The organism is Janthinobacterium sp. B9-8 (assembly GCF_000969645.2).
In the GTDB taxonomy this organism is placed as follows: domain Bacteria; phylum Pseudomonadota; class Gammaproteobacteria; order Burkholderiales; family Chitinibacteraceae; genus Iodobacter.
This window is the reverse complement of record NZ_CP014222.1, coordinates 521,389-546,942: the sequence shown is the minus strand read 5'-3', so window position 1 is coordinate 546,942 and position 25,554 is coordinate 521,389. Positions and strand designations below refer to the sequence as shown.

Genomic DNA, 25,554 nt, shown 5'->3' with positions numbered 1-25,554 from the left:
CTATTCTGGCTGGGCAGAGCGCAGTAATTGAAGCTTACTGGCTAAAGAAGCAGCTGACAGCTCACCAAGGTGAGAGCCCAGCAATTGGCCATCTGCACTAAAAAACAATGTGCTTGGAAACGCCACCGTGCCGTATTCCTTAGCCAGCAGGCTAAAAGGATCAACCAGTACATGGTTTAGATTCAGCTTATTTTTGTGTAAATACTGCTCAACAACGGCATTTGCTTCGCCCTGATTGGCAAACACAAAACGGATATTGGGCTCTGCCGCTTGAGCGGCTTGCAGCACCGGCATTTCACGTAGGCAAGGCGGACACCAACTGGCCCATAGATTAAGCACCAGTGGTTTACCTTCGGCCAATTTACCCAGCGTGGTCGTTGTGCCGGCTAAATGCTGCAAGGGCAAGGCAGAAAGTGGCGCGCTCTTTTGCATGCTCAGCATGGTCGTCATCGCCCCCCAAGCCAATACGCTGGCCAGCAGGCTCCAGGCAAGGGGCCGACGCAAAGGCACGTTTAATCTCACCCGCCATCCTGCATACAGCAAGGCCGCCACCAAGCCGCCCCACACGTTGTAGCCGCCATCGCGTAAATCGATCATGGCCCAGAGTGAGGGGTAAAGATCAAACCACAGGGCAATAAACACCAAACGTGCGCCCAGCACCCCTGCCAATAAAAGATCAAGCAGCAGGGAGCCGATGCCTTGTCCTTTCGCCAGATAGCGCCCCACGCCTGCACCGATCAAGAGCGATAGACCCAACACTGCATAGGCCAGAGGAAAAGGGCCGATACTCATCATGCTATTCATAACTTGGCTTGCGCTAAGCGAGCAAGAAAGGCATCGGCGCTCAGCTTGCCCACAATCCGCTGTGCCCGCCGCTCCTTACCATCGGGGCCAATAAGCAAGAGCGTGGGCGGGCCAAGCACCTGATAAGCAGAGAGTAGTGCCTGGCTTTGATCGCCAGAGGTGGTCACGTCCGGGCGGATTAATCGCATGCCCGCTAAGGCTTGCTGCACGCGGACATCGCCCAGCACATCGCGCTCGATTTCTTTGCAAGCCACGCACCAGTCCGCGTAGTAATCCACCAAGGCCCACTGCCCTTGCCCGCTGGCCGATTGGATTTCTGCAGCCAATTCGCCCGCGCTTTTTACCGTGGTAAACCGCTCCAGAAAAGGCCGCTCAAGAGTATTCACCGCTGTTGCCTGCATAAATACTAAAGGCTGATACGGATTATGATTACCTGCGGCAGCGCCCAGCACCATTGCCGCGCCCCAAAGCGCCATCACAGCAGCAAGACTACGGATTGCCCAGGCTTCGCTTTGCGGCAATAAAGCCCATAGGCAAAAAGCCATCGCCAGTAATAAAGCCCCCCATAACGCCAAAGCCAGTGCTGGCGGCATGATGCGGGCCAGAAACAAAATAGCCATACCCAGCAGCACAAAGCCAAACACCATTTTGACCCGATTCATCCATATGCCGGGGCGCGGCAGAAAACGTGCGCCTAGCGTGCCCACCAGAAGCAGCGGCAAGCCCATTCCCAGCCCCATAAAGAGTAAGGCCAGACTCCCTTTCAATACATCGCCAGTATTGCTGATATAAAGTAAAGCCCCCGCCAATGGCGCAGTCATGCACGGGCCCACCAGCAAGGCCGACAAAAATCCCATCATGGCCGCGCCGCCTATTGTTCCGCCTTGCGACTTTTGATTGGCTGCAGAGAGCCGATCACGCACCACCGCGGGCAACTGCAACTCGTACACCCCGAACATCGCCAGCGCCAAAAGCACAAAAATCATGCCGAACACGCCCAGCGCCCAAGGATTTTGCAAAAATGCCTGCAGATTCGCCCCTGCCATCGCCGCAGCCGCCCCCAATGCAGCGTAAGTCAGCGCCATAGGTAAAACAAACGCCAGTGAAAGCATAAAACCGCGCCGAGGTGAGGCCCCACTACCTGCAATTAAGCTAGAAAGAATAGGCACCATCGGTAACACGCAGGGGGTAAACGTCATTAGTAAGCCCAGCCCCAAAAACATCAGCAGCATCCATCCCAAATGCGCCTGGCTTAATCGCTGTGCAATTTGCTGATCTTCTGCCAGATCGCCTGCAGGTAAGTCTTCAGACACAGGCGGTTGGCTATCACTGAGATTAAGCGGGTTAGGTAATGAAGGCCTGTCTAAGGCATCCAGCTGATCCAATTTAATTTGCCGTGTTTGCGGCTGATAGCACAGCCCCGCTTCAGCGCACCCCTGCCAGCTGATGACCAGCTCCTTGGCATGAGTCGCTTTAAGCAGCACATCCACCTGATTAAAGTAGACCTCGGTTTCACCAAAGAATTCATCCGTCTTAGGCACACCGGCGGGTAGCTCTGTTTTTTCGATAAGGCCCGCAGGCAGGCTCTCTACTTTTATATTTTTACGGTAAAGGTAATAGCCTTGGGCAATATCCCAATGCAGCTTGATCTGGCCGGATTTCTCCTGGCTCACCACCAGTTTAAAAGCTTGCTCTGGCGGTAAAAAATTTTCCTCTGCCTGAGCGAAAGGCAGCCATAGCAGGGCCAGTAGCAGGCCTATCCATAATGAACGCAACATCAATCACTCCAAAATCAAAACCGGAAATGTAAGGATGTCGCCTTCGGATTAAGGCAACATTAACTGTGCAATAATCTGCGGCCTGAATGCGAAGCAAGGAAAAATCACCCATGCGCGTGCTGCTGGTAGAAGACAACGAATTAATTGCCCATGGCATTAAAGCGGGCTTGCGGGCCCATCAATTCACGGTAGACAGCGTGGCGAGTGCCGCAATGGCAGAGGCTGCGCTTGCCACTTTAAATTGCGATGTGCTGATTCTAGATCTTGGCTTACCTGACGAAGACGGCATGAAACTCCTGCCACGTTTAAGAGCAAAAGGCATCGTTTTACCCATCCTTGTGCTGACCGCGCGTGATTCAGTAAAAGACAAAGTAATGGCATTGCAACGAGGGGCCGATGATTATCTGCTGAAGCCTTTTGATTTAGACGAATTAGTCGCCCGCTTACACGCCTTGCAGCGGCGTGTTGCCGGGCGTTGCGTTGATCTGATCGAAGATGGGCCATTAAAGCTCAACCCCGCTACGGGCCATGTCAGCCTGCATGAGCAAGCCATACCCTTATCCCGACGGGAAATGGCGCTGCTGGCTGCTCTGATGCAAGCCAAAGAACGAATACTTAGCGCCGAGCAGCTCAAAGACCGGCTGTACGATTTCAGCGAAGAAATCGAAAGCAATGCCCTCAATGTGCATATTTATCATCTGCGCCGCAAATTAGGCGGCGAGATTATCGAGACCATCCGCGGCATGGGCTATCGCTACGGCGGAGTAAAACGATGAGCCTGCGCCTGCGCTTATTACTGCTGATTGGTATCTCTCTAAGCTTGCTATGGGGCGGCGTAACGGCCTGGACTTTATATAATCTGGACCGGCAAATCCGCAATTCGCTGGATCAACGCTTAAGCATGTCGGCGCAAATGGTAGCAGGGCTCATCTCGCAAAATGCCGCTGCCTGGGATGCTGCGGCCAAAGGTAAAAAACGCGATACCCTGCTGCTGCCAGCAGGCAAAGGCTTAGCCTGCCAGATCAGCTCCTTGCGTGGCGAAGTGCTGGCGCGCACCGATCATACGCATCCCAATGCCACTCGCTCTGAAACGCTGGGCTTTACTGATTTAACCATCAATAAAGAGCAATGGCGCAGCTACACCATCGAAGCCTTCGGCCTGCGCGTCACCACCGCCGACCGGCTAAGCGAAAGAAATCAAATGCTGCACGATGTGCTATTTGCCACCACACTGCCCTTTATGGCGGCACTTGTTGGCAGCCTGCTTTTACTTTGGTTTGGCGTAAGACAAGGGCTGCTGCCACTAGAGAAAATTCGCCAAGCCCTTGCAGGCAAAGCGCCGCAAACTTTAAGCCCGCTCTCTACCCAGCATATTCCCAAAGACCTGCTGCCTTTAGTAAACAGCTTAAATCAATTACTCAGCCGCATAGAGCAAACGCTGGAGCGGGAACGCCAGCTTACCAGCGATGCCGCGCATGAATTACGCACCCCGCTCACCGCCATCAAAATCCACTTGCAAGTCGCCCGCATTACCGAGGGCGAAGAAGCAAAAACCGCTTTAGATTATGCCGAAGAAAGCGTGGCAAGGCTGCAGCATACGCTGACGCAATTACTGACACTGGCCCAGATTGAAGGCGATTTTTGCTGGGATGACGGGCAAAGCACCTCTGCTAACGAGATCTTAAAACTAGCCATCAGAGACGCCGCCCCCCAGCAACCAGAGCGGGTGCAGTTAGGCGAAATAGCCACAGCTCAGCTGGCCCTGCCCCAAGCTCTTGCTGTAACGGCGCTGCGTAATCTGCTAGATAACGCACTGAATTACTCCCCAGCCAATAGCGTAGTAAGAGTGGAAACACAGCACTTAGAATCAGCAATCTGTTTCAGCATCATCGACCAAGGGCCGGGGCTTCAGCCCGCCGAGCTAGCCTTAGTCACCCAGCGCTTCTGGCGGCGTAGCAGCACCAAAGGCAGCGGCCTTGGCCTATCCATCGTAGCCGCCATCGCCAAGCGTTTTAATGGGAAGCTCGAATTAAGCCCGCATAAAAACGGCGGCATTAAAGCCACGCTCACCTTGCCAATTTTGAGATAAATCACTTCAAAAGCACTTGATAATAAGCGGCATAGGCGGGCAGCGTACTTTGCCAAGCGTTGCTGCGCTTACTTGGAATGTGAAGTGGGGATGCCTGCACCCCACTCGCTTTTACCCCCGCTCCCTACCCACGCCAATAATATGCATATTATTTGCATCTTTTTAAAATAGGTATATATTATGCACATATAGATCCCAATACGCCTCACCCATCCGGAGCACATCATGCATAAAACGCGCAATCTCTGGCGCTCGCTTGCGGTCATTTTCTTCCTGTCTTTTGCCGTGCTCGGCTGGATAGGTCGGGAAATTTACCTAGAGAAACCGCCGATTCCCCAACAAGTTTTAAGTAGTACCGGCAAGCTGCTGTATAGCGGCGAGCAAATTCAGCGGGGGCAGGAGGCTTGGTTGTCAGCTGGTGGCCAGCAGATGGGCTCGGTTTGGGGGCACGGCAGTTATGTGGCGCCAGATTGGTCGGCCGATTGGCTGCACCGCGAGGCGATTACTCTGCGTGAAATCTGGGCAAGGCAGCAGTTTAAAAAAGACTACAGCCAGCTCAGCCGCGAAGAGCAAGCGCCGTTGGATGCGCGCTTAATCTCGGTGATGCGTAGCAACACTTACGATAAAGCCAGCGATACGCTCACTATTCAAGCCGATAGAGCCGTGGCAATCGAGCAAGTAGCGCAGCACTATATGGGCCTATTCGGTACAGATGCTTCGCAAGATAAGCTGCGCGAGCAATACGCGATGATTTCTGGCTCGATTAAAAATGCTGACGACTTGAAAGCCCTACCCGCTTTCTTCTTTTGGTCGGCATGGTCGGCCACCACTAATCGCCCCGGCATTGATCATATTTCCTACACCCCCAATCGTCCCGCCGCTGATACGCTTTCTCCCTCCACAAATCCCCCTAGGGCTGAAGAGGCTATTTCCTACACCAGCAACTGGCCGCACGAGCCGCTGGTAGCCAATACCCCGACCACAGGTACCAGCGTTTGGTCGATTGCCAGCATTATTTTATTGCTAGCTGGGATTGCCGGGATGATCTTGTTCCACCAAATGCACCGCGATGAAGAGCCGGTGATTTGCCCAGAAAACGACCCGCTGGTCACACTCAAGCTGACGCCGTCGATGAAAGCCACCATGAAGTATTTCTATGTGGTGATTGGTTTACTGCTGGTGCAAGTTGGGATGGGGATTGTTTCTGCGCATTACCAAGTAGAAGGCGGTAGCTTCTTTGGGATTCCGCTGGCAGAAGTGCTGCCGTTTACCATTAGCCGCACCATTCACACCCAGCTGGGCGTGTTATGGATTGCCACCGCATGGCTGGCAACAGGCCTGTTTTTAGCGCCGGTATTAGGCGGCAAAGAGCCTAAGTTTCAAAAATTCGGTGTGGATGTGTTGTTTTATGCCCTGCTGTTGATTGTGCTTGGATCGATTGCCTGTGGCTGGGTCGGCACCTTACAGCGCTTGGGCACCAGCTATAGCTTTTGGCTAGGTAATCAAGGTTTAGAATACACCAGTATGGGCCGTGTATGGCAAGTGCTGCTGTTTATTGGCCTGCTAATTTGGGCTGGCTTACTGGGCCGTGGCTTATGGCCTGCGCTGCGTAAACCATCCGAAAGCCAAGGCCTGATCGCCATGGTGTTTATCTCTGCGGTATGTATCGGCCTGTTTTACGCATCATCTTTGGTATGGGGCCAAAAAACCCATTACGCGCTGATTGAATACTGGCGCTGGTGGTTAGTTCATCTGTGGGTAGAAGGCTTCTTTGAAGTATTTGCCACCGCCGTGATTGCCCTGCTGCTCAGCCGCTTAGGCTTAATCCGCGCCGCATCGGCCAACCGTGCCATTGTACTTGAAACGATTGTGTTCTTATTTGGCGGTATTTTAGGCACGCTGCATCACCTCTACTTTACCGGCTCACCAACCAGCGTCATTGCAGTTGGCGCGATGTTCTCAGCCTTAGAAGTCGTGCCTTTAGCGCTGATTGGTGCAGAAGCCTATCAAACCTATCACCATAACCAAGCCGCACCGTGGGTGGCTAAATATCGCTGGGCAATCATGTGTTTTGTCGCCGTAGGGTTTTGGAATACCGTCGGCGCAGGCTTGCTAGGCTTTGCAATTAACCCGCCTATCTCGCTGTATTACGTGCAAGGCCTGAATATGACCGCAGCCCACGCTCACGCCGCGCTCTTTGGTGTGTACGGCATGCTCGGCATCGGCCTAATGTTGTTCTGCTTACGCGGCCTTGCTCCTGCTGCCAACTGGAATGACAAGCTGCTGAAACCCGCTTTCTGGTCACTGAATATTGGCCTATTTATGATGGTATTTATGTCGCTGCTGCCATCCGGCATTTACCAGGCCATTGCCAGCGTAGAACACGGCCTGTGGTATGCCCGCTCTGCTGAAATTATCCACTCACCTGTGATGGAAACCTTAGTCTGGCTACGTGTACCAGGCGATATCGTGTTCTCGGTAGGCGTGGTGTATCTCGCCGTATTTGCCCTGAAACTACTGGGCAGAGATCGTATGCCTGTGCCTACGGGCAAGTTGGTAGATGCTTGAGAGAATTGTTTTAAATAAATTTGTAGCTTGGGTTAGCAAGTTTTATCGCATAAGCCAATGCACCTAAATGTTGGGTAAAGCAGGTTTGTCCGCCTCAAATAGGCGAACAAACCCGCTAACCCAAGCTACGCCATATTTTTAATTAAAAGGAATCACCATGCATAACTGTAGCCTCCCCACTCAATTAGACGGCGTATACGGCTTTGATGCGCGCGGTATCGCCAAGCGCTTTCGCCATGCAGCCATCTTTGGGGCCATCGAATCGCTCAATGAAGGCGAAACGATGCGCTTTATTAATGATCACGATCCATTGCCTTTATTAGCGCAAATTGAGCAACGTTATCAAGGCCAGGTTAAAGCCACATATATTCAGCGCGATCATGAGGCAATTGTGATTGATTTTTCAATTCAACCTAAACCAGAAGCAGCAGCGGGTGAAGGGTGTGGCAGCGGTGGATGTGCGTGTAGCGGGGAATAAATGCTATCAAAATTAAACTGCAGAAAAAGCATCAAAATGCTGTTTTGCACACTCAGCGAATCCCAACAAGTGACCTATTTGGACTAGCCATTTGCGCGTTTCAAATCAATACTGCAAGCTAATGCAATTATAAGGTTTGAACATGCCAGCGCAGAAAATAGTCACCCAGTGGGGCATTCTTCAACCGATTCATTTTGTGCTTGGCCTGTTAATTATGCTGACCATCACTTTATTGCTGTGGCAGCACTATGGCATGAATTTATCTTTACGCTTTGACCCCAGCAATTTTACAAAAATCAGTGCCAGCGACGATAGAGATACCGAAGGTGGCAAAAGCATAGGTTTGCTTACCTACACCGCGGATTACTGGCGCTTGGACTGCCAGCTCAATGAGGGGCATCGCTCCCCTTACTGCTCGATTGATCTGGATTTAAGCAATGGTAGCCAAGGCATTGATTTTTCCAAATACACACAAATCACCATCCACTACCGCTATCAGGATGCGCGTGAACAAGTGAATCTGGTAATGATTAATTTTAATCCCGAATATAGCGTGGAGAATGATTACCGCAGCCAGAAATTTACAGAAATTTACCTGCCCGGTGCCATCGGCTGGAGCACGCATGCCTTAAGCTGGAGCCAATTTAATGTGGCATCCTGGTGGATTGCAGACAAAAAAATACCGCCTAAATGGGCTGATAATGAATTTAGCAATATCAGGGAAATTCGCGTGGCCACCGGCCTTTTCCCCAAAAAAACCAATCACCAGATTGATTTGGCCTATATCGAATTAAGCGGAAAATGGATTAGTAATAATACTTTGCAATTATTGCTTCTCCTCTTATGGGGAGGCAGTGCCGCCTTGTGGCTAATTACAGAATTACGCCGTGCAATGCGGGCTTTACAGCGTAGTAATAAGCAGCAGCAGGCCTTAAAAAATGCACAAGAACGCTTAAAAGAAACGAATCAATTACTGACAGAACGCAATATGCGTGATCCACTCACCTCGGCATTTAATCGGGAAGGGCTTAACGTTTTGCTTGCAAGTGAGCCACCCAATGCCTCGCTCTGCATTATTTTCATTGATATCGATCACTTTAAAAAAATTAATGATACTCATGGCCACAGCACAGGAGATCAAGTGCTTTGCCTGCTGGCCCAGCATATTCAGCAGCAAATTCGCCCAAGCGAAAAACTAATCCGCTTTGGCGGCGAAGAATTTATCTTACTTTGCCAGTACAGCGGCTTAGCACAAGCCGAGCTGCTCGCAGAAAAACTACGCTTATGGCTCTTTAGCCAAAACTGGCCGTCAGAAATCACCCTAAGTTGCAGTTTTGGTGTAGCAGAGCGGCAAACAGACGAAAGCTTTGAAGCGGCCCTCCATAGAGCCGATCTGGCACTCTACCGCGCAAAAGCAGGCGGACGTAATCGGGTGGAGGTTGCAAAGTAAAGGATATTACGCAGCAAAGCCCAAGCCTTGAAACACCGAGCTCACAGCAGAACGCAGCGTTTCACGAAGAAATACAGGTGCAAAGTTAAAACATTTGATATGGGTTTTGCACCTTCTCTGCGCGGGCAAGATAAAGCATTTTTCCCTCCCTACACCTTGCATGTTTATTACAGATAGCCCAATCGCCAGCCAACTCCCTTGCTCGCTCCACTTAACACGCCTTTCCAAACCCATTAATGCCAAAGACATTTCTCAAACCACCACCCCAGAGCTATCCCCATCAGGAAAATCCCGTAGTTCGATTAAAAGCACTACATTTTCTTGATTTAGATCTATATTTTTTGCTGCGTACGGTTTAGCATTACCCACAAATCAAGCCGTAATCAGAAAAAATAAAGGTGCAACATGACAAAAGTAGTCGTCGTTGGCAGCATTAATATGGATCTAGTCGTCCATACCCAGCAGTTTCCCCGTATGGGTGAGACACTATTTGGCGAGCAGTTTGCAACGCATCCGGGCGGCAAAGGGGCGAATCAGGCCGTGGCTGCGCAGCGCCTTGGTGCTTCGGTTTCAATGGTGGGCTGTATCGGCAATGACGAATTCGGCCAAACGCTAAAAGCAGGCCTCATGGCGGAAGGCATTGATACCCGCTGGCTAAAAACCAGCCCGGATACCGCTACCGGTGTAGCGCTGATTACACTCTGCCTTGGAGATAACGCCATTGTCGTGGTGCCAGGCGCAAATATGCAGCTTAGCCCAAGCGATATCAGCGCAGCGGAACCCGCTTTTATCGATGCCGATGTGATTCTGGCCCAGCTTGAAATCCCCTTAGACACTGTGCTGGCTGCAGCGAAGCTCGCCCAAAAGCACGGCAAACCTTTCTTCCTGAATCCAGCCCCCGCACAAGCGCTGCCTGCCGAACTACTGGCGCTTTGCACCCTGCTCACCCCCAATGAATTTGAGCTACTGGAAGCCTTGGGCGAATCAGGGGCCGATTGGAAAACCGTGCTGGCCAAGCACGCGGCGGTGATGACCAAGGGCAGTGACGGCGCCTGGTTTAATCAAGGGGGGCAGCTTCAACATCAAGCAGGCTTTAAGGTTGATCTGGTTGATAGCACCGGAGCGGGCGACACCTTTAACGGCGCGCTCGCCACATTCTGGCAACTGGGCATCAGCGAGGCCACAAAGAGAGCCAGCGCAGCAGGTGCATTATCCGTGACCCGCGCTGGCGCACAGGGCGGCATGCCCACCCTTGCAGAACTCGAACAATTTTTAAAGAAGCAATCATGAAAAAGCACGGCATCTTAAATAGCGAGCTCGCTCGCGTTCTCGCCCGATTGGGCCACACCGACAGCATTGTGATTGCCGACTGCGGCCTGCCGATTCCAGACCATGTAGAGCGTATCGATCTGGCACTCAAACTCGGCCAGCCTAGCTTTGTAGACACACTGCAAGAAATCCTTAGCGACATGCAAGTAGAACGTGCTGTGTTTGCCACAGAATGCTTGGCAACAAATCCAACAGTTGCAGCTCAGGCACAAGCCATGCAATCGTCAGGCATTAGTATTGATTTTGTCAGCCATGAAGAATTCAAACAGCTTTGCCACAATGCCAAAGCCGTAATCCGCACCGGCGAAGCATCGCCCTACGCCAACATCATCCTGCATTCTGGCGTGATTTTTTAAGGCTCTCCTTAGGAAGCGGAGTAAAAACCTAAGTTTTGTAGACACAAAGAACGTTGAGAACACAGAGCACACTGAGAAAAGCATGAGAAGAAAACATAGAGGTCGTAAGGCTTGAGTGATGAGTTTGTCGATTACGCCAAAGAATAAGTGCTTGCCTAGCTACATCGCTCATGGTTCGTCTTACGCACTACAAATAGCAGTTTTTTTTCTCTGTGTTCTCCGTGTGCTCTTTTTAGCTCAGTGTCTACAGACCTTTTTGAAGTTTTTTTTAAAACACCGTCACTCATTAAAAACCAAGGCTTTCGTATGCTGATCCAAATGCAAGGCATCAATAAATCTTTTGGCCCGGTTAAGGTACTGGAAGGCGTGGATTTTGCGCTGGAGCGTGGTGAGATCCATGCGCTGATGGGTGAAAACGGCGCGGGTAAATCGACGCTGATGAAAATCCTCACCGGCATTTACCCAAGCGATGCTGGCCGTATTCAGGTGGATGGCCGCGAAGTGGCGATTCATAGCCCCAAAGAGGCCGAAGCGCTAGGCATTGCCATTATTCATCAGGAGCTCAACCTGATTCGTGAATTATCGGTGATGGACAATCTATTTTTAGGCCGTGAAAAAACCCGTGGCGGCTGGCTTAAGTCTGGCGAAATGCGCGCGCTTTGCCGCGAATATCTGGCGCTCTTAGGCATTAGCAATATCGACCCCGATCAGGAAGCAGGCTCTTTATCTATTGGCCAGCAGCAAATGGTGGAGATTGCCAAAGCCTTATCACTTAACGCACAAGTCTTAATCATGGATGAACCAACGGCCGCGCTAAGCAATAGAGAAATCGAAGTTTTATTTAAGCTGATGCAAGATTTAAAAGCGCGCGGTGTAGGCATTGTGTATGTATCGCACCGGATGGAAGAAATCTTTCAGGTTTGCGATCGCATCTCGGTATTACGCGACGGGCAATTTGTCGGCACCCGTGTGATCAAAGAAACGCGTTTTGATGAAATCGTCAAAATGATGGTGGGGCGTGAAATTGGCGATCGTTACCCCAAGCGCACCGCAGCCCTTGGCCCTGTGCGCTTTAAGGTAGAAAACCTCGCAGATGATCACACCATCAGCGGTATTAATTTTGAAATTCGCCAGGGCGAAGTGCTAGGCGTAGCGGGCCTGATGGGTGCAGGGCGCAGCGAAATTGCCCATAGCCTGTTTGGCCTCTCTGCCAAATCAGCCGGGCAAATTTGGCTGGATGGTGCGCCTATTCATTGCAAATCAGCCATTGAAGCGATTGAGCACGGCATCGGCTATGTCACTGAAGACAGAAAATCACAAGGCTTGGTGCTGGGTTTATCCGTTAAAGAAAACATCAGCCTGACCAATGCCCCTAATAAAATGGGCATGATTGATCACAATGCCGAAAGTAAAAACGTCAGCGAAATGATACGTAAGCTGTCTATCCGAACCCGTGATGCTGATCTGGAAGTGAAATCACTATCAGGCGGTAATCAACAAAAGGTGGTGTTTGCCAAATGGTTGGGCATTCATCCCAAGGTGCTCTTCCTGGATGAGCCCACCCGAGGGGTTGATGTAGGCGGCAAGGCCGAGATTTACCACATTATTAATGAGCTGGCCGCCAGTGGCGTCGCTATTTTGATGATCTCATCCGAGCTGCCCGAAGTGCTCGCCATGAGCGATCGCATCCTTGTGATGCACCAAGGACAAAGCGCTGGCATTTTCGACGCGAAAACGGCCACCCAAGAATCCATTATGCACGCCGCCACCGGAGGCCAATAATCATGAACCAAAGCCAAAAAGCCACGCTACAAAAGCTGGGCCCCCTACTCGCACTGCTGCTTATTTCCGGCGTTTTGTCGGTGATGAGCCGTGATTTCCTCACCGTCAATAATCTGCTGAATGTGCTGCGCCAAGTATCGATCAATGCCCTGATTGCCTTTGGTATGACGTTTGTGATTTTGCTAGGCGGAATTGATTTATCCGTAGGCGCAGTGCTAGCGCTTTCTTCCGTTGCCATTGCCAGCATGATGGCGGCAGGCGTTGATCCGGTGCTCGCAACATTATTTGGCGTATTGGCAGGCGCTGCGCTCGGCGCAGTCAATGGCATCATTATCAGCCGCGGCAAAGTGGCACCCTTTATTGCTACTTTAGGCACGATGACGGTATTTCGCGGCTTGGCGCTAGTCGCCTCAGATGGCCGCCCCATCACTGGTTTTAATAGCGACTTTTTCTCGATGCTGGGTGCGGGCTATATCGCCAATCTGATTCCTGTGCCGGTGATTACCACCATGATCGCCTTTATAGCCCTGTGGTTTATCTTAAAAAAGACCGTCTTTGGCCGCCATGTTTATGCAGTGGGTGGCAATGAAGAAGCCTCACTCATCTCTGGCGTAAAAGTAAATCGCGTCAAACTTTGGGTTTACACCCTCTCTGGTGGCTTATCCGCCCTAGCAGGCGTGATCCTCACCTCGCGCCTGAATTCTGCCCAGCCTAATGCCGGCATGGGATACGAGCTGGACGCCATTGCAGCCGTGGTTTTGGGCGGCACCAGCTTATCGGGTGGCCGAGGCTGGATCGTCGGCACACTGATTGGTGCGGTATTGATCGGTGTTCTCAATAATGGCTTAAACTTACTATCTGTGTCATCATTTTACCAGCAAGTCATTAAAGGCAGCGTGATCCTGCTGGCAGTATTACTGGATAGAAGTGCAAAGAAATAAAGGGCTGCGGGGCTCGCGATAAACCTGCTTATGTGCATCAATTGCAAGCATTGCATCATTCGTAGGGCGGGTGAAACCCGCCAGACTTTGAGATGAAATGCGGAAAAAACGGCGGGTTTCACCCGCCCTACATGTGGCCGCCCTCTCTAATTTTTTTCAAACCAAGCTTTCCATCGCTTGGCTAAAAAGAAGCACTCAATGGCGCAGAAGTCGCCAGTGCTAATGTCGTAGTCCTTCACACACAAGGCTTTAAACATGAAAACTTGGCTCAAACCCCTTCTGATCGCCTCAATGGCTCTGGCTTTTTCTGCCTGCTCTAAGCAAGGCCCTGAAAGCACAGCACCTGAGGCATCTGCTCCTCCCGTCACAGCGGCCAGCAGCAATACCATCGGCTTAGCAATTTCCACCCAAAACAATCCTTTCTTTGTCACCTTAAAACAAGGTGCTGAGGAAGCCGCCAAGGCCAATGGCCTGACGCTGATTACCGTGGACGCGCAAGACGACGCGGCCAAGCAAATTGCCAGCATCGAAGATTTAATCCAGAAAAAAGTAAAAGTAATTCTGATTAACCCAACTGACTCTGATGCGCTGGTGTCTGCAGTCAAACAAGCCAATGCGGCAAAAATCCCCGTGATTACGCTGGATCGCAGCATCAGCGGTGGCGAAATCATCAGCCATATTGCTTCAGATAATGTGGCTGGCGGCAAAATGGCGGCGGCGTTTCTGCTAGAAAAAATTGGCAAGCAAGGCGAAATTGCCGAGCTGGAAGGCATTGCCGGCTCCTCCGCAGCGCGTGAACGCGGCCAGGGCTTTCATGCCGGGGTAGATGCAGAAAAAGGCGTAAAAGTAGCCGCCAAGCAACCTGCTGACTTTGATCGCGCTAAAGGCTTGTCTGTGATGGAAAACATCCTGCAAGGCAATAAAAAGATTAAAGCCGTCTTTGCCCATAACGACGAAATGGCCTTGGGTGCTGTGCAAGCGCTTGAAGCTGCCGGTCTAAAGAATGTGGTTGTGGTGGGGTTTGATGCCACAACAGACGCGGTTGCGGCTGTAAAAGCAGGCCGCATGGCAGCTACTGTGCAACAAAAACCAGAATTGATCGGCAAAATGGGGATTGAAGCGGCGAAAAAGATTATCGACGGCCAAACTCCAGAGAAAAACATCCCTGTACCTTTAGAACTAGTTAAGTAAATCGTAAAAGAACAAAAAGCCTGCATCCGTATGATGCAGGTTTTTTTTGCGCTTTGTTTGATAAAACAAGGCATAAAAGCAAAAAAATACAAGCCAAATCTACAAAAATTACCTTTTAGTGTAATAATTGAAAGCCACAAATAAGTAAATAGTACGAAATTGTAATAATTACCATTGTCAGCTGAGATTAAGAAATGGAAAATGATACGTAATAAAGTTACGTTTTATTTGAAATACTTAATCAGAGAATAACCAGCCATGCGTATGCTCTTTTTAGCCCTAAGCCTTTTGATTGCCAGCCCAAGCCATGCCAGCGTGCTTACGTCGCACGAGCAGTTTGAATCGCTTTATTCAATCAGTACTGCAGATAGCAGCAAAACGTGGCTGCGGCTTAATGAGCAAAATATCGCGACAAACCTTAATCTGCCCAACACCAATAAAGCGGATCGCTCTTTTAGCCAAGGTATCTGGAAAACCAAGCTAAACGACTCCTTAAGCCACATTGGCAGCAGCGCTAGCTTACTCAGAACAGAAACCTATGTGCTCGTCGCCCTAGGCGTGTCCGTGCTATTAATACGCCGCCGCAAATTACAGTTTTAAAAAATCGGCGCTTAAGCCAAATAAATAATGCCCCGGATGATTTTCAAAATCATCCGGGGCATTGCATTTATAGGCTAGCCAGATCATTGCATAACAGCTGATGTAAACACCCCAGCATGGTTATCTCTATGAGCACGGGCAGCAGACATACCTTGCCGAACAACGTCTCTTCAAGCGCCTAAATCTGCCCTAAAAACCAATTCACAATATAGAAATGGTCTTCAAACAACTCGGCTTCCATGCGGTTAAATTCAAATAACGGTACCCATTTAGCCCGATCTGCATCTTCGCCGCCTCGCACCTTAGGCAAGCCCTCGCCCGTTGGTGTGAGCTCAATTAAAAAAGCATGGGTAATGGTTCGGCCGCGCAAGGATCTGTGCGGATGATCAAATACCCGAGAAGAGCGAATCGATCCCGCCAGCACGGGTGCAGGCACTTTTAAACGCGTTTCATCGCGCAGCTCGCGGATCACGGCATCTTTAACCAATTCATCCTGATTAATAAAGCCACCCGGCAAGGCCCACAGCCCACGCCCCGGCAGGTTTTTACGCCGCACCAACAAGATATGCCCGGAATGAATCACCACCGCATCCACGGTCACAAAAGTGGGCGGATACGGGGCAACAGACCACGCTTTGCGATAATCCTGCACAAAGCGCCATTCTGCCTCCAGATTGGCGTAAACCTCGCCTAAGCGAAACGCCTGCAAATGCGCGTAGACAGGCGCGGGCAATTTATCGGCACAAAGCCCTGCCCCACCATCTGCAAATAGATTACGGCGCACTTGCGAGGCATGAATACCCATTATTTCAGGCACCTCCACCCGCTGCCACTGCGGAAACAAATCTAAGTAATAGGTATGCTTGCTGCGGCTACTACCCACGATGCCCACTTTAAATTGCGCTTCGCGGCTGCCAAGGCTAGCGGTATCGACCGCAATCACTTTATCAACAAGGCTTTGTACCTCGGTAACCCACTGCTGATCGTTATACATTCTGTCCGAGCAGCCCACTACAAACACCCTATCCTGCATTTCTGGTGGCAATGCGGCACGCAGCATTGCTTCGCGCTCAGGCACTGTCCAAGGATTGCGAGGATTTCTTGCCTGACGAGCCGAGCCGCAAATCACAATCAACTTGCCCGCCCGCTCTAAAGCCGCCTTAACCACCTGCAAATGCCCAAGATGAAAAGGCTGAAAGCGTCCAATAAATACGAGGTAATCCAGCATTATTCAATCACCCGTCATTTAATCTGATATCGGAAAGAAGCTCGAAAGAAATCACAAGCTTCAAACTTGAAAGGCAAAAAAAGGCGGGTAACACACCCGCCCTAATAACTTAAAACCTGCTTACTGGTAATAACGCTTAGAGAATTCCAGCATGCGTTCGATCGGCAAGCGGGCGCTGTCCATTTGCTCCGCGCTCAGGTAATCAATGCGCGTACCCTCGCCCGCTTGAGCGCGCTTCACCGCATCAATGGTATTCATCTTCATATAAGGGCAGGAATTGCACTGACAGCCCGCATAAATCGGGGCTTGCTTGATATTCAGATCAGGGCGGGCAAGGCCCATATTGTAGAGAATGCCGTCTTCTGTCGCGACAAAGATGACCGCATCAGGCTCTTTATCAAACGCTTTAATCCAGTTCAGCATGCCCGATGTAGAGCCCACATAATCGGCCTGCTGCAACACAGGCAACGGGCTTTCAGGGTGAGCAATCAGATATTTAGCCCCTGCAACGGCAGCAAATGCTTCATCCAGCGCGGCTTGGTTGAATTTATCGTGCACTTCACACACCGCACTCCACAGCGGCATATCGTAACCATACTGGAAGTTTAAATAGGCACCCATATTGCGATCCGGCGAAAACGCCACCTTTTTACCTTCGGCATAAAGGCTGGCGATAATGTCATCCACATTACGGCTAGTTACAATCCAATCCGATAAAGCCTTATGCTCGGCAGAGGAGTTAATATAAGAAACATGCACATAATCTGCGTGCTCTTCGCGCCATTTTTGTAAGGCAGCAACGTCGGTTTGGGTGACTAATGAGCAGGTAGAACCGCTGGCAGGCAAAATCACCTCGGCCTGCGGGTTAAGAATTTTTGCGGTTTCAGCCATAAAACGCACGCCAGCAAACACAATGACATCTGCGCCGCATTCTTTAGCGTATAAAGACAGCTCTAAGCTATCGCCGACTTTATCGGCCATTTGTTGGATTTCAGGCTGGGTATAATAATGCGCAAGTGTGACTACACGTTTGGACATGGGAAATCCTCCAATGTGACGCCGCCGTCATCCCGGCAGCATAAAAAATAAAGTGTTGCTAACGACAAACAACATCACCAGTATCCCTAGCAAGCGTCAGCGGACATAAGCCTAACATAACTTAGCCTTTAAATATCAATACACTATCTATTTACTGCGCCATTTGGCTAAAAAAGATGCGGATAGTGCTTGACGAAGCAAGGCCTCATCTTCATAATGCGACTCCTCTTCTGGTGCAACAGCAGAAAGAAAAAAGAAGCAAAGCGGGAATAGCTCAGTTGGTAGAGCACTACCTTGCCAAGGTAGATGTCGAGAGTTCGAGTCTCTTTTCCCGCTCCAGTAATACCGATGTAAATGTGCAAATGCGGGAATAGCTCAGTTGGTAGAGCACTACCTTGCCAAGGTAGATGTCGAGAGTTCGAGTCTCTTTTCCCGCTCCACTCATTTGTTTCGTTGTTGTACAATGTATGACGTATGCGGGAATAGCTCAGTTGGTAGAGCACTACCTTGCCAAGGTAGATGTCGAGAGTTCGAGTCTCTTTTCCCGCTCCACTTCACGCATTAGCAGTGCCCTCAGCGGGAATAGCTCAGTTGGTAGAGCACTACCTTGCCAAGGTAGATGTCGAGAGTTCGAGTCTCTTTTCCCGCTCCAAATTTTAAAAATAAAGAAAATACCCTTTGTTTTAGTAACCATGGCGGAGTAGCAAAATGGTTATGCAGCGGCTTGCAAAGCCGTCTACGCCGGTTCGATTCCGGCCTCCGCCTCCAGTACCAGCTAGTTGATGTGAAAAATACAAGTTGTTATTACTTGTAGCCCGGGTGGTGAAATTGGTAGACACAAGGGACTTAAAATCCCTCGCTTATGGCGTATCGGTTCAAGTCCGATCCCGGGCACCACACTCAAACAGTAAAACTTCAAACCCGCATGCCTTAAGGCTTAGCGGGTTTTTTGTTGCCTGCCGCCCAAGAAAAAAACCGGAAAAATTCCGACTTTTTTCACTCACTTTAGTTCCGCAAAACCAAATTATCGAGTGGGTACCTGACTTGCCTATGTTTCGATACTTTTTTCGTTAAACAACCAACTATTCTCCTCAAAAACCATCAAAATCTGTCTCAAGCCGGACCTCAACCACCACTTCAGCTATAGCCTGATTTTTCAGGTAGTTCACACAGATGGCATAGCCGCGCCAATCCCCCGGCTAGCGTCAGTAATCAGGATAACTTTACTCATTTTTATCCCTGATTTTCTGGATTATGGCTTAGCCATTAACGCTTTTAACTCGCTGATCAAGGCAGCAATATCGTCACTGGAATGCGCAACAGATAGGGTGATGCGTAGGCGCGGGGTGGGAACGGTGGGGGGGCGGATTGCGCCTACCCAGATGCCGCGCTCAAACAGGGCTTTGGCGATGCGGATTGCGGTTTCGTTATCAGGCAGCAACACCAACTGAATGGCCGTATTGGAATCGAGCAGCTCACAACAATCCTTCAAGCCCGCTCTAAGCGCCGCGATATGCTCGGCCAAACGCTGCCGCCTCCAAGGCTCTGCCTCAATTAGATCAAGACTGGCCTGCATGGCACAGGATAAAAGCGGCGGCATAGCGGTGGTGTATACATAGCTGTGCGCGATATTAAGCAGCCAATCACATAAGACCTGCTCACCAGCAACAAAAGCACCCGATACACCAGCTGCCTTGCCTAGGGTGGCCATATAAATAATACGCGGGGATGCCACGCCAAACTCGGCCAGCGTGCCTCGCCCCTCGCCGAGTACGCCAAAGCCGTGGGCATCGTCCAAAAACAGCCAGGCATCGTATTGCTCGGCTAGGGCCAAGAGTGCCGCCACAGGTGCGATATCGCCATCCATGCTAAACACGGCGTCGGCCACAATTAGCTTACGCGGCGCGCTGCTTGCTGCCAGCAATCGCTCTAGCGCTGCCAAATCCTGATGCGGATAGCGCTTAAAATCGGCCCGCGATAGGGCCACTGCATCATTCAAAGAAGCATGATTAAGCTTATCGGCAAACACCGCATCACCACGGCCCATTAGCGCGGTAATCACCGCCAGATTCGCCATATAGCCAGTCGAAAAGCCCAACGCTGCGGGCATGCCTACAAAGGCCGCCAAGCGATCTTCCAGCGCCTGATGCGGGCCAAAATGCCCAGCCAGTAAATGTGCCGCGCCGCTACCCACGCCCCACTCCGCCGCGCCTTGTTGCGCCGCTTGCACCACGGCGGGGTGATTAGCCAACCCCAGATAATCATTGCTGCAAAAATTAATCAGCTGTCGCCCAGCAACCAGAATATGCGCGCCCTGCGGGCTATCAATCTGACGACGACTGCGCAGCAAACCTGCTTGCTGGCGCTCAGCAAGCTTGGCGGCAAATTGGGAGAAAGGCATGGGAAAATCCGGCGGGGGGAAAGCGGCAATTCTAACAGCAGCCAGAAGCAGAGGCACGGCATAGCCTGAACAACACCGATTTAGAGCGAATGTTACATAGCAGCACCCCACTAAGATATGCAGACACAGAGCAAAACATGCCTATTTGAATATTGTGTGCTCCGTGTGCTCACTACTCTCTGTGTCTACAGGTTTAAGGTTTTTTTAGAGTCGCTACATGACATCTTGGATATAAGCCATTACTCCACGCTCAAAGATTTAATCTGCCATGCCGATTTATCGTAATAAGACTTGGCTTGCAGCTCTGGTTTTGTATCGTAAGGGTAAATAATAAACAAAGGCCCTTTGCTGCGAACCGGAATCGGCTGGCCGTTCATTTTATGCGCCAGAATCATATTAAATTGCCTGGCATCGGCAAACGGAATATCCGTTTTGTAATCGTTGATTGCCACCGCTTTAATGATGTTGCCACTGGCCTTAGTAGCCGCCAGCACATCACGTAATAAGGGGCCGGTAAACTTAATAGGCAAAGTTTCCCACGGGGTTTTAGTTGTGAAAGTTTGCTGAGGTAGTTTTTCTAGCATCGCCAGATCAAATACGGCCGTGTTGCCCGCATTTTTCTCACCAATTTTGCCTGAAATTGTCAAAATCACCTTGCCGGTGGGCGGCTCCAGCGCCAGCGCAGGCAGAGCAAACAGCGTGGCTACTACAATTGCTAAGCAGTATCTTTTCATAGAAAAACCTCACCTTTACGTGGTTAAAGTTTAATATTTTCAGCGACATTGCCAACAGCTTGAGCGCTCATCAACTCTTCCTTTACCGGTAGTAATTTTTCGATGGCTGCCACATCTACTTCATCAATTTGCTCTTTACGCATAAATTTCTCGGCAAATTTCAGCCATAGCTTGCTGTGTAAGAAATAACGGAAAAGCTCGGCATCGATATGCTGATCCTTGGCCATAAAGGCCATGATTTTTAGCGATTCGGTCAGCGTTTTAGGGGATTTATACGGGCGATCGGCTGCGGTAAGCGCTTCAAATACATCGGCCAGCGCCATCACGCGATCAGCGGTGCTGAGCTGATCGGCCGACAAGCGACGCGGGTAGCCTTTGCCATCGAGTTTTTCATGGTGGGTAGCAGCAATGTCCGGCACTTTGGCTAGCTGTGCAGGCCAAGGCAGGCCACGCAACATAATCAGGGTTTGCACAATATGATCATTAATTTTAAAGCGGTCTTCTTCTGTAAGCGTGCCGCGCCTGATCGATAAATTATACAACTCGCCCATATTTTGCGCGTTTTTAGGCAAATCCATATCAAAGCCATGATGATTAAGCGGATCGTTTTTTTCTACCGCAGGCTTACGCTCGCCCCAAGGCACAATATGGTCACCACGATCCGCCAGTAAGCGCTCGGCAATCGGCAATCTTTCCGGTACATAGTCGCCCAAACGACGATTTTCGTCAGCAGACAAGCCCAGTTGTTTATCAAAATAACGTAGCCACGTTGCCCCACCGATTTTCTTCAGCCGTTCAATATCTTCGTCGGCCATAAATTCGCCTCCCACATTACAGCGGGCTACAAAAGTAAAATCGTCTTGTAAAGCGGCCTGGCGTTGCTTGAGCAGCACAAGCAGCTCCGCTTCATTACCGCCAAAAGCCACCGCCCGCCAATGATCCAGCTCGGCGTCTCTCCACATCACTTCAAAGCGCATGCGCACTTCGTGAATCCGGTTGTAAATGGTTTCCAGCTTGGTGGCTTTATCAATAATGTGCTCTGGGCTAATTACCTTGCCGCAATCATGCAGCCACGCGCCCAAGTGAAACTCGTAGCGCTGGTCTTCCGTCATTTTAAAGCGGACATAAGGGCCGCTAACCTCGCTGCCCATCTGATCGACCAGCATGCCTGCCAGCTCGGGCACACGCTCGCAATGGCCGCCGGTGTAAGGGCTTTTGGCATCAATGGCGTCGGCCATTAATCTGATCACGGCATCAAGCAGATTTTTCTGGGATTCGATCAGCTGACGTGTTTCAATCGAAACCGCCAACATACCAGACAGCTTGTGCACAAATTCAGTAAACGAGATATCAGCGTGCTTTACATCATCCTGATACTGCAAAATCAGCAGGCCTTCCAGCTGGCCGCTGCGGCCGCGCAGCTCAATCTGCATTTCAGCCACGCCCAAAGCCACTTTCTGGATCACCGGCATCGCCTGCTGCTGATCGATATGCACAAAGCTCACTTCGGCATGCCCGTGTAAATGGCCATGCACCACGGCCTGTTCCATTTTCTGGCTGGCATGGTTCAGCAAATACACAACGCCTGCCAAACAGCGGGTAGCCATCACCATCTGGTTCAGCACATTGTTCAGCATGTGCTCTACTTTGGGCTCGGTGGCCATATCCTGACTAATTTGCAAAAAGGTTTGAATGGTCTGGCTCATATCGCTCATCACACCCGATAAATCATTCACTTCTTGCACCATGGTCGTTTTAAGCTGGCTTTGGCTAAAATCAAAACGGCTCATGCGCTGCGCCTGCGCAGTGAGCTTATCCATGCTTTTGCCGATTTTAGCCCCGGCCCACCAGCCCAAGGGCATCAGCACAAGCGCCAAGCCCACTACTAAAAAAATCAAATTCAGCAGCTTGCCACGCAGCTCGCCCAGCAAATCGTCACTTGGCGCAGCAACCAATAAACGCATCCCTGCAGACTGCCAAACATCAAACGGCAGAGCGGCCCCCAGCCACTCTTGCCCACCCACATCAAAAGCAGCCACTTTGCCCGTTTCTAAGCCCAGAGTATTAAGGCGGCTCAGACTAGAGATGCCCAAACCATCCACCGTACTGAAATCAAACTTATCACCGGCCTTAATCAACACCTTTTTCATATCGGGATAGGCCAGTACCTTGCCTTTTTCGTTGACCAAGGCAAGCTGGGTATTGGGCGAAATCTTCAAGCCTTCCAAACTATTTGCCAGATCATCCAGCACCACATCAATCCCAAAAATCGCCTTCCCATTTTGGCTGGCCTGGCTGAGCGTGACGCCAATTTGCTGGGTAGAAAAGAAAATATAAGGCTCAGACAAAACCGAAGCAGCCGTCTGGCTGGATGATTTATACCAGGGGCGGGTGCGGGGGTCGTAGCGATAGTCTGGCTGGCTTCGCCGCTCTATTAGGCTGCGGCCCGCATTAAAAAACAGGTATTCACCTTTAAGCTGACCATCAGGCTGGCTTTGCACCGATTGCACCAAAAAATTAGACATGGGCGGCGCATTAAATTTTTGGCGAATTTCTGCTCTATCCAGCGGGCGCACCAGCATAAAAGAGCCATCGCTATAACCCACATATACAGATGACAGCAGCTCATTGGCCGTCAGCACATCAGAAAGCGTACCAAGGCGCAGCAAGCGCGCTTCGGGCGTTGTGGCATTGGCAATGGGATCATCAACCAGCATGCGCAAAGTGGCTTGCGCTGGCTCGAGCATACGCCGGGATTTTTCAGTAATCAGCTGCCCGGCATCGCGCGCCGTTCTGGCCGCTGTATCGAGCAGTGTGCTGCGAGCGCCTTGCCAGCCAATTCCAATCACTGCAACCGCCAGCACCAGCATGCACAGCACCACCACGGTGGCGATAGAAAACCGAATGGGCCAGCTGGCACTGCGGATTCTAAATAAAGACGGCGACGCTGCCGAATCGCTTAAAACAGGCCCTGCGCTCATAGATCCCCCTTAACATTAAAGAGCGACGTGCCGTTTTATATTTTATAGCAGAAAAGCCTCAGCGCTCTTAAATAAGGGGCGGGTGCTACTTTGTAGTTTTATAGCTCATCAAGCGTGCTGGCCAAGGTAAACGCCTGCAAGCTGGCCCTTTCCACCCTCATTTAATCACGATGAAGCTCGGCACTGCTCTCGGCCTTATCCTTCTTATACTAGATCATTGCTTACTAAATACACAGAACAAACAATAGTATCCTTGTAATTTTTAGTTAAATTCCAACCTAGTAATGACTAATATTTTGATTACTCAATCTTGTCACTTATCCTCCTGCACCTCTTATTCAGGCAAATATCGAGCAAGCCGCACTAGACCTAAGCACTTAACAAAAGTGTCACCATTTCTTATGATTTCTTGCCTGTCTGATGCTTGTAAGCCGTGCTATTTCTAAAGTAAAAAAACCAGCTTTAAAACTTCAATTTTCAAAATATTAATTAGATTAAAATAATATTCCAATACTATGCAATAAACCCACATATTAGCAATAAAATAAAAAATGCCACCTTATTAAGATATAAAAATAGCAACAACCATTAAATTAAAGAAATTAATTGTTATTCATCACGTCTACTGTATTTGTTTGCTAAGGTGATCTGGCATATCTCAATTTAATTTTTAAATTATTTTTAAATATGCAGAGAGGCTTATTCCTTTCTTTAGTCAATCACTTAATCAGCGGAGTAAAGAATGAATATAAAAAATGGACTACACATCTGCGCCAGCATACTGGCGGGTTTGTTATCTTTCAGCAGCCATGCAGCAGCAAAATATATACAAATCAGCCTAAGCACAGATAAAAGTACTTTAATTGAAAGCGATGATATATTGCTTAATGTCACGATGAAAAACACTTCATCAACATCCCAATATATTCTGAAATGGCATACCCCGTTTATTGCCGCCCAACAGCCACTATTTGAGATTTACCGTGATGGTGTGCCGGTCACTTACCTAGGCCCAATGGTTAAACGCCCTGCGCCCAAAGCCAGTGACTATTTTGAGCTGAAACCGGGCGCAATATATCAGCAAAAAGTGGAGTTATCTGCGCTCTACGATATGCGCACCACGGGTCATTACACCATTCAATATCAGATTGATACGCCCCATACTCAGCCAGATGCAAAAGGCCTTATCAGCACAGAAGCGGCGGTAGCCCCTTCTGATGCCATCTCGGTATGGATAGATGGCAGCCTACCACGCGGCACGGTCATTGAAGAACAAGCTCCCTCCACTCTAGCTGGCGGCTTAACCCTCAATAAATGCTCGGCGTCCCAGGCAACGCAAGTGAAATCAGCCTTTACCGCCGCGCAAAATATGTCGGCGGGTGGCAATGATTATCTATCCACAGGCACTGCCGGCCAGCGCTATACCACCTGGTTTGGCAAATATGATTCTTCCCGCTATGCCACGGTAAAAAACCATTTTGTAGCGATCAAAGATGCCTTCCAGAATAAAGCGGTTACCGTGGATTGTGGCTGCACAGATTCTTACTATGCCTACGTTTACCCTAGCCAGCCTTACAAAATTTACGTATGCAAAGCCTTTTGGCCAGCCCCAATGACGGGCACCGACTCCAAAGGTGGCACTTTGGTGCATGAAATGAGCCACTTTTATGCCGTGGCCTCTACCAAAGATAATGTTTACGGGCAATCCGGTGCTAAAAAACTCGCCATCAGCGATCCTGCCAAAGCCATTATGAATGCCGATTCACACGAGTATTTTGTTGAAAACACACCGAACCTGCCTTAAAA

General features: G+C 50.1%; 18 protein-coding genes, 6 tRNA genes and 1 pseudogene. 18 read left to right on the top strand and 7 right to left on the bottom strand.

The annotated features are described in order from the left end of the window. Together VN23_RS02370 and dsbD are read right to left on the bottom strand one after the other, a co-directional pair. Positions 1-804: a TlpA family protein disulfide reductase gene (locus tag VN23_RS02370; protein WP_052746772.1), complete on the bottom strand. Its 804-nt coding sequence runs from the start codon at positions 802-804 to the stop codon at positions 1-3. Next, a complete protein-coding gene (gene dsbD, locus VN23_RS02365) occupies positions 801-2,582 on the bottom strand; it encodes a protein-disulfide reductase DsbD (protein ID WP_052746773.1) in 1,782 nt (593 codons plus the stop codon). The genes VN23_RS02370 and dsbD overlap by 4 nt, the downstream gene beginning before the upstream one ends. Before the next feature lie 110 nt (positions 2,583-2,692). Here dsbD and VN23_RS02360 point away from each other — a divergent pair, with 110 nt between their 5' ends. The 11 genes and pseudogenes from VN23_RS02360 (at position 2,693) to VN23_RS02305 (ending at position 15,366) form a co-directional block, all read left to right on the top strand. Beyond that, positions 2,693-3,358, top strand: a complete 666-nt coding sequence (locus tag VN23_RS02360) for a response regulator (protein ID WP_046353384.1) — start codon at positions 2,693-2,695, stop codon at positions 3,356-3,358. Continuing rightward, positions 3,355-4,671, top strand: coding sequence for an ATP-binding protein (locus VN23_RS02355; RefSeq protein WP_046353385.1), 1,317 nt, complete (start codon positions 3,355-3,357; stop codon positions 4,669-4,671). Before VN23_RS02360 ends, VN23_RS02355 begins: the two co-directional genes overlap by 4 nt. Before the next feature lie 225 nt (positions 4,672-4,896). Continuing rightward, the gene (locus tag VN23_RS02350; protein WP_046353386.1) at positions 4,897-7,239 is read left to right on the top strand and encodes a nitric-oxide reductase large subunit; all 2,343 of its coding nucleotides are present in this window, start codon (positions 4,897-4,899) and stop codon (positions 7,237-7,239) included. Between the two features lie 157 nt (positions 7,240-7,396). Beyond that, a pseudogene (locus tag VN23_RS02345) lies at positions 7,397-7,651 on the top strand (DUF2249 domain-containing protein); the annotation flags it as partial. Between the two features lie 208 nt (positions 7,652-7,859). Next, positions 7,860-9,167 carry a GGDEF domain-containing protein gene (locus VN23_RS02340; protein ID WP_046353388.1) on the top strand — a complete coding sequence of 436 codons (1,308 nt, stop codon included), beginning with the start codon at positions 7,860-7,862 and terminating at the stop codon, positions 9,165-9,167. 405 nt (positions 9,168-9,572) lie between these two features. After that, positions 9,573-10,457 (top strand): ribokinase, encoded by an 885-nt coding sequence (gene rbsK, locus VN23_RS02330; RefSeq protein WP_046353390.1) that lies wholly within the window; start codon positions 9,573-9,575, stop codon positions 10,455-10,457. Continuing rightward, positions 10,454-10,852 (top strand): D-ribose pyranase, encoded by a 399-nt coding sequence (gene rbsD / locus VN23_RS02325; protein WP_046353391.1) that lies wholly within the window; start codon positions 10,454-10,456, stop codon positions 10,850-10,852. The genes rbsK and rbsD overlap by 4 nt, the downstream gene beginning before the upstream one ends. Before the next feature lie 306 nt (positions 10,853-11,158). Then, on the top strand, positions 11,159-12,634 hold the full coding sequence (locus VN23_RS02320; RefSeq protein WP_046353392.1) for a sugar ABC transporter ATP-binding protein: 1,476 nt from the start codon (positions 11,159-11,161) through the stop codon (positions 12,632-12,634). Between the two features lie 2 nt (positions 12,635-12,636). Beyond that, positions 12,637-13,575, top strand: a complete 939-nt coding sequence (locus VN23_RS02315; protein WP_046353393.1) for an ABC transporter permease subunit — start codon at positions 12,637-12,639, stop codon at positions 13,573-13,575. A 255-nt stretch (positions 13,576-13,830) separates the two neighbouring features. After that, a complete protein-coding gene (gene rbsB, locus VN23_RS02310) occupies positions 13,831-14,766 on the top strand; it encodes a ribose ABC transporter substrate-binding protein RbsB (protein ID WP_046353394.1) in 936 nt (311 codons plus the stop codon). A gap of 258 nt (positions 14,767-15,024) precedes the next feature. After that, positions 15,025-15,366 carry a hypothetical protein gene (locus tag VN23_RS02305; RefSeq protein WP_156455099.1) on the top strand — a complete coding sequence of 114 codons (342 nt, stop codon included), beginning with the start codon at positions 15,025-15,027 and terminating at the stop codon, positions 15,364-15,366. A gap of 178 nt (positions 15,367-15,544) precedes the next feature. Here VN23_RS02305 and VN23_RS02300 read toward each other — a convergent pair whose 3' ends face one another. After that, on the bottom strand, positions 15,545-16,594 hold the full coding sequence (locus VN23_RS02300; protein WP_046353396.1) for a bifunctional nicotinamide-nucleotide adenylyltransferase/Nudix hydroxylase: 1,050 nt from the start codon (positions 16,592-16,594) through the stop codon (positions 15,545-15,547). A gap of 120 nt (positions 16,595-16,714) precedes the next feature. Then, positions 16,715-17,632, bottom strand: a complete 918-nt coding sequence (nadA, locus tag VN23_RS02295; protein WP_046353397.1) for a quinolinate synthase NadA — start codon at positions 17,630-17,632, stop codon at positions 16,715-16,717. Between the two features lie 263 nt (positions 17,633-17,895). On the opposite strand from nadA, the gene VN23_RS02290 reads away from it, so the two are divergent. The 6 genes from VN23_RS02290 (at position 17,896) to VN23_RS02265 (ending at position 18,529) form a co-directional block, all read left to right on the top strand. Further along, a tRNA-Gly gene (locus VN23_RS02290) sits at positions 17,896-17,971 on the top strand. A 25-nt stretch (positions 17,972-17,996) separates the two neighbouring features. After that, positions 17,997-18,072 (top strand) — tRNA-Gly (locus VN23_RS02285). 36 nt (positions 18,073-18,108) lie between these two features. Continuing rightward, positions 18,109-18,184, top strand: a tRNA-Gly gene (locus VN23_RS02280). A 24-nt stretch (positions 18,185-18,208) separates the two neighbouring features. Continuing rightward, positions 18,209-18,284: transfer RNA gene (locus VN23_RS02275), tRNA-Gly, on the top strand. 42 nt (positions 18,285-18,326) lie between these two features. Beyond that, positions 18,327-18,400: transfer RNA gene (locus tag VN23_RS02270), tRNA-Cys, on the top strand. A gap of 45 nt (positions 18,401-18,445) precedes the next feature. After that, positions 18,446-18,529 (top strand) — tRNA-Leu (locus VN23_RS02265). Between the two features lie 355 nt (positions 18,530-18,884). Here VN23_RS02265 and bioF read toward each other — a convergent pair. From bioF to VN23_RS02250, 3 genes are all read right to left on the bottom strand, one after another. Then, the gene (bioF, locus tag VN23_RS02260) at positions 18,885-20,033 is read right to left on the bottom strand and encodes an 8-amino-7-oxononanoate synthase (RefSeq protein WP_046353398.1); all 1,149 of its coding nucleotides are present in this window, start codon (positions 20,031-20,033) and stop codon (positions 18,885-18,887) included. A gap of 239 nt (positions 20,034-20,272) precedes the next feature. Next, on the bottom strand, positions 20,273-20,767 hold the full coding sequence (locus VN23_RS02255) for a molybdopterin-dependent oxidoreductase (protein WP_046353399.1): 495 nt from the start codon (positions 20,765-20,767) through the stop codon (positions 20,273-20,275). A 23-nt stretch (positions 20,768-20,790) separates the two neighbouring features. Continuing rightward, positions 20,791-23,748, bottom strand: a complete 2,958-nt coding sequence (locus VN23_RS02250; protein WP_082752558.1) for an HD domain-containing phosphohydrolase — start codon at positions 23,746-23,748, stop codon at positions 20,791-20,793. A 742-nt stretch (positions 23,749-24,490) separates the two neighbouring features. On the opposite strand from VN23_RS02250, the gene VN23_RS02245 reads away from it, so the two are divergent. Then, the gene (locus VN23_RS02245) at positions 24,491-25,552 is read left to right on the top strand and encodes a M35 family metallo-endopeptidase (protein ID WP_046353400.1); all 1,062 of its coding nucleotides are present in this window, start codon (positions 24,491-24,493) and stop codon (positions 25,550-25,552) included. The last annotated feature ends 2 nt before the right edge of the window (positions 25,553-25,554 follow it).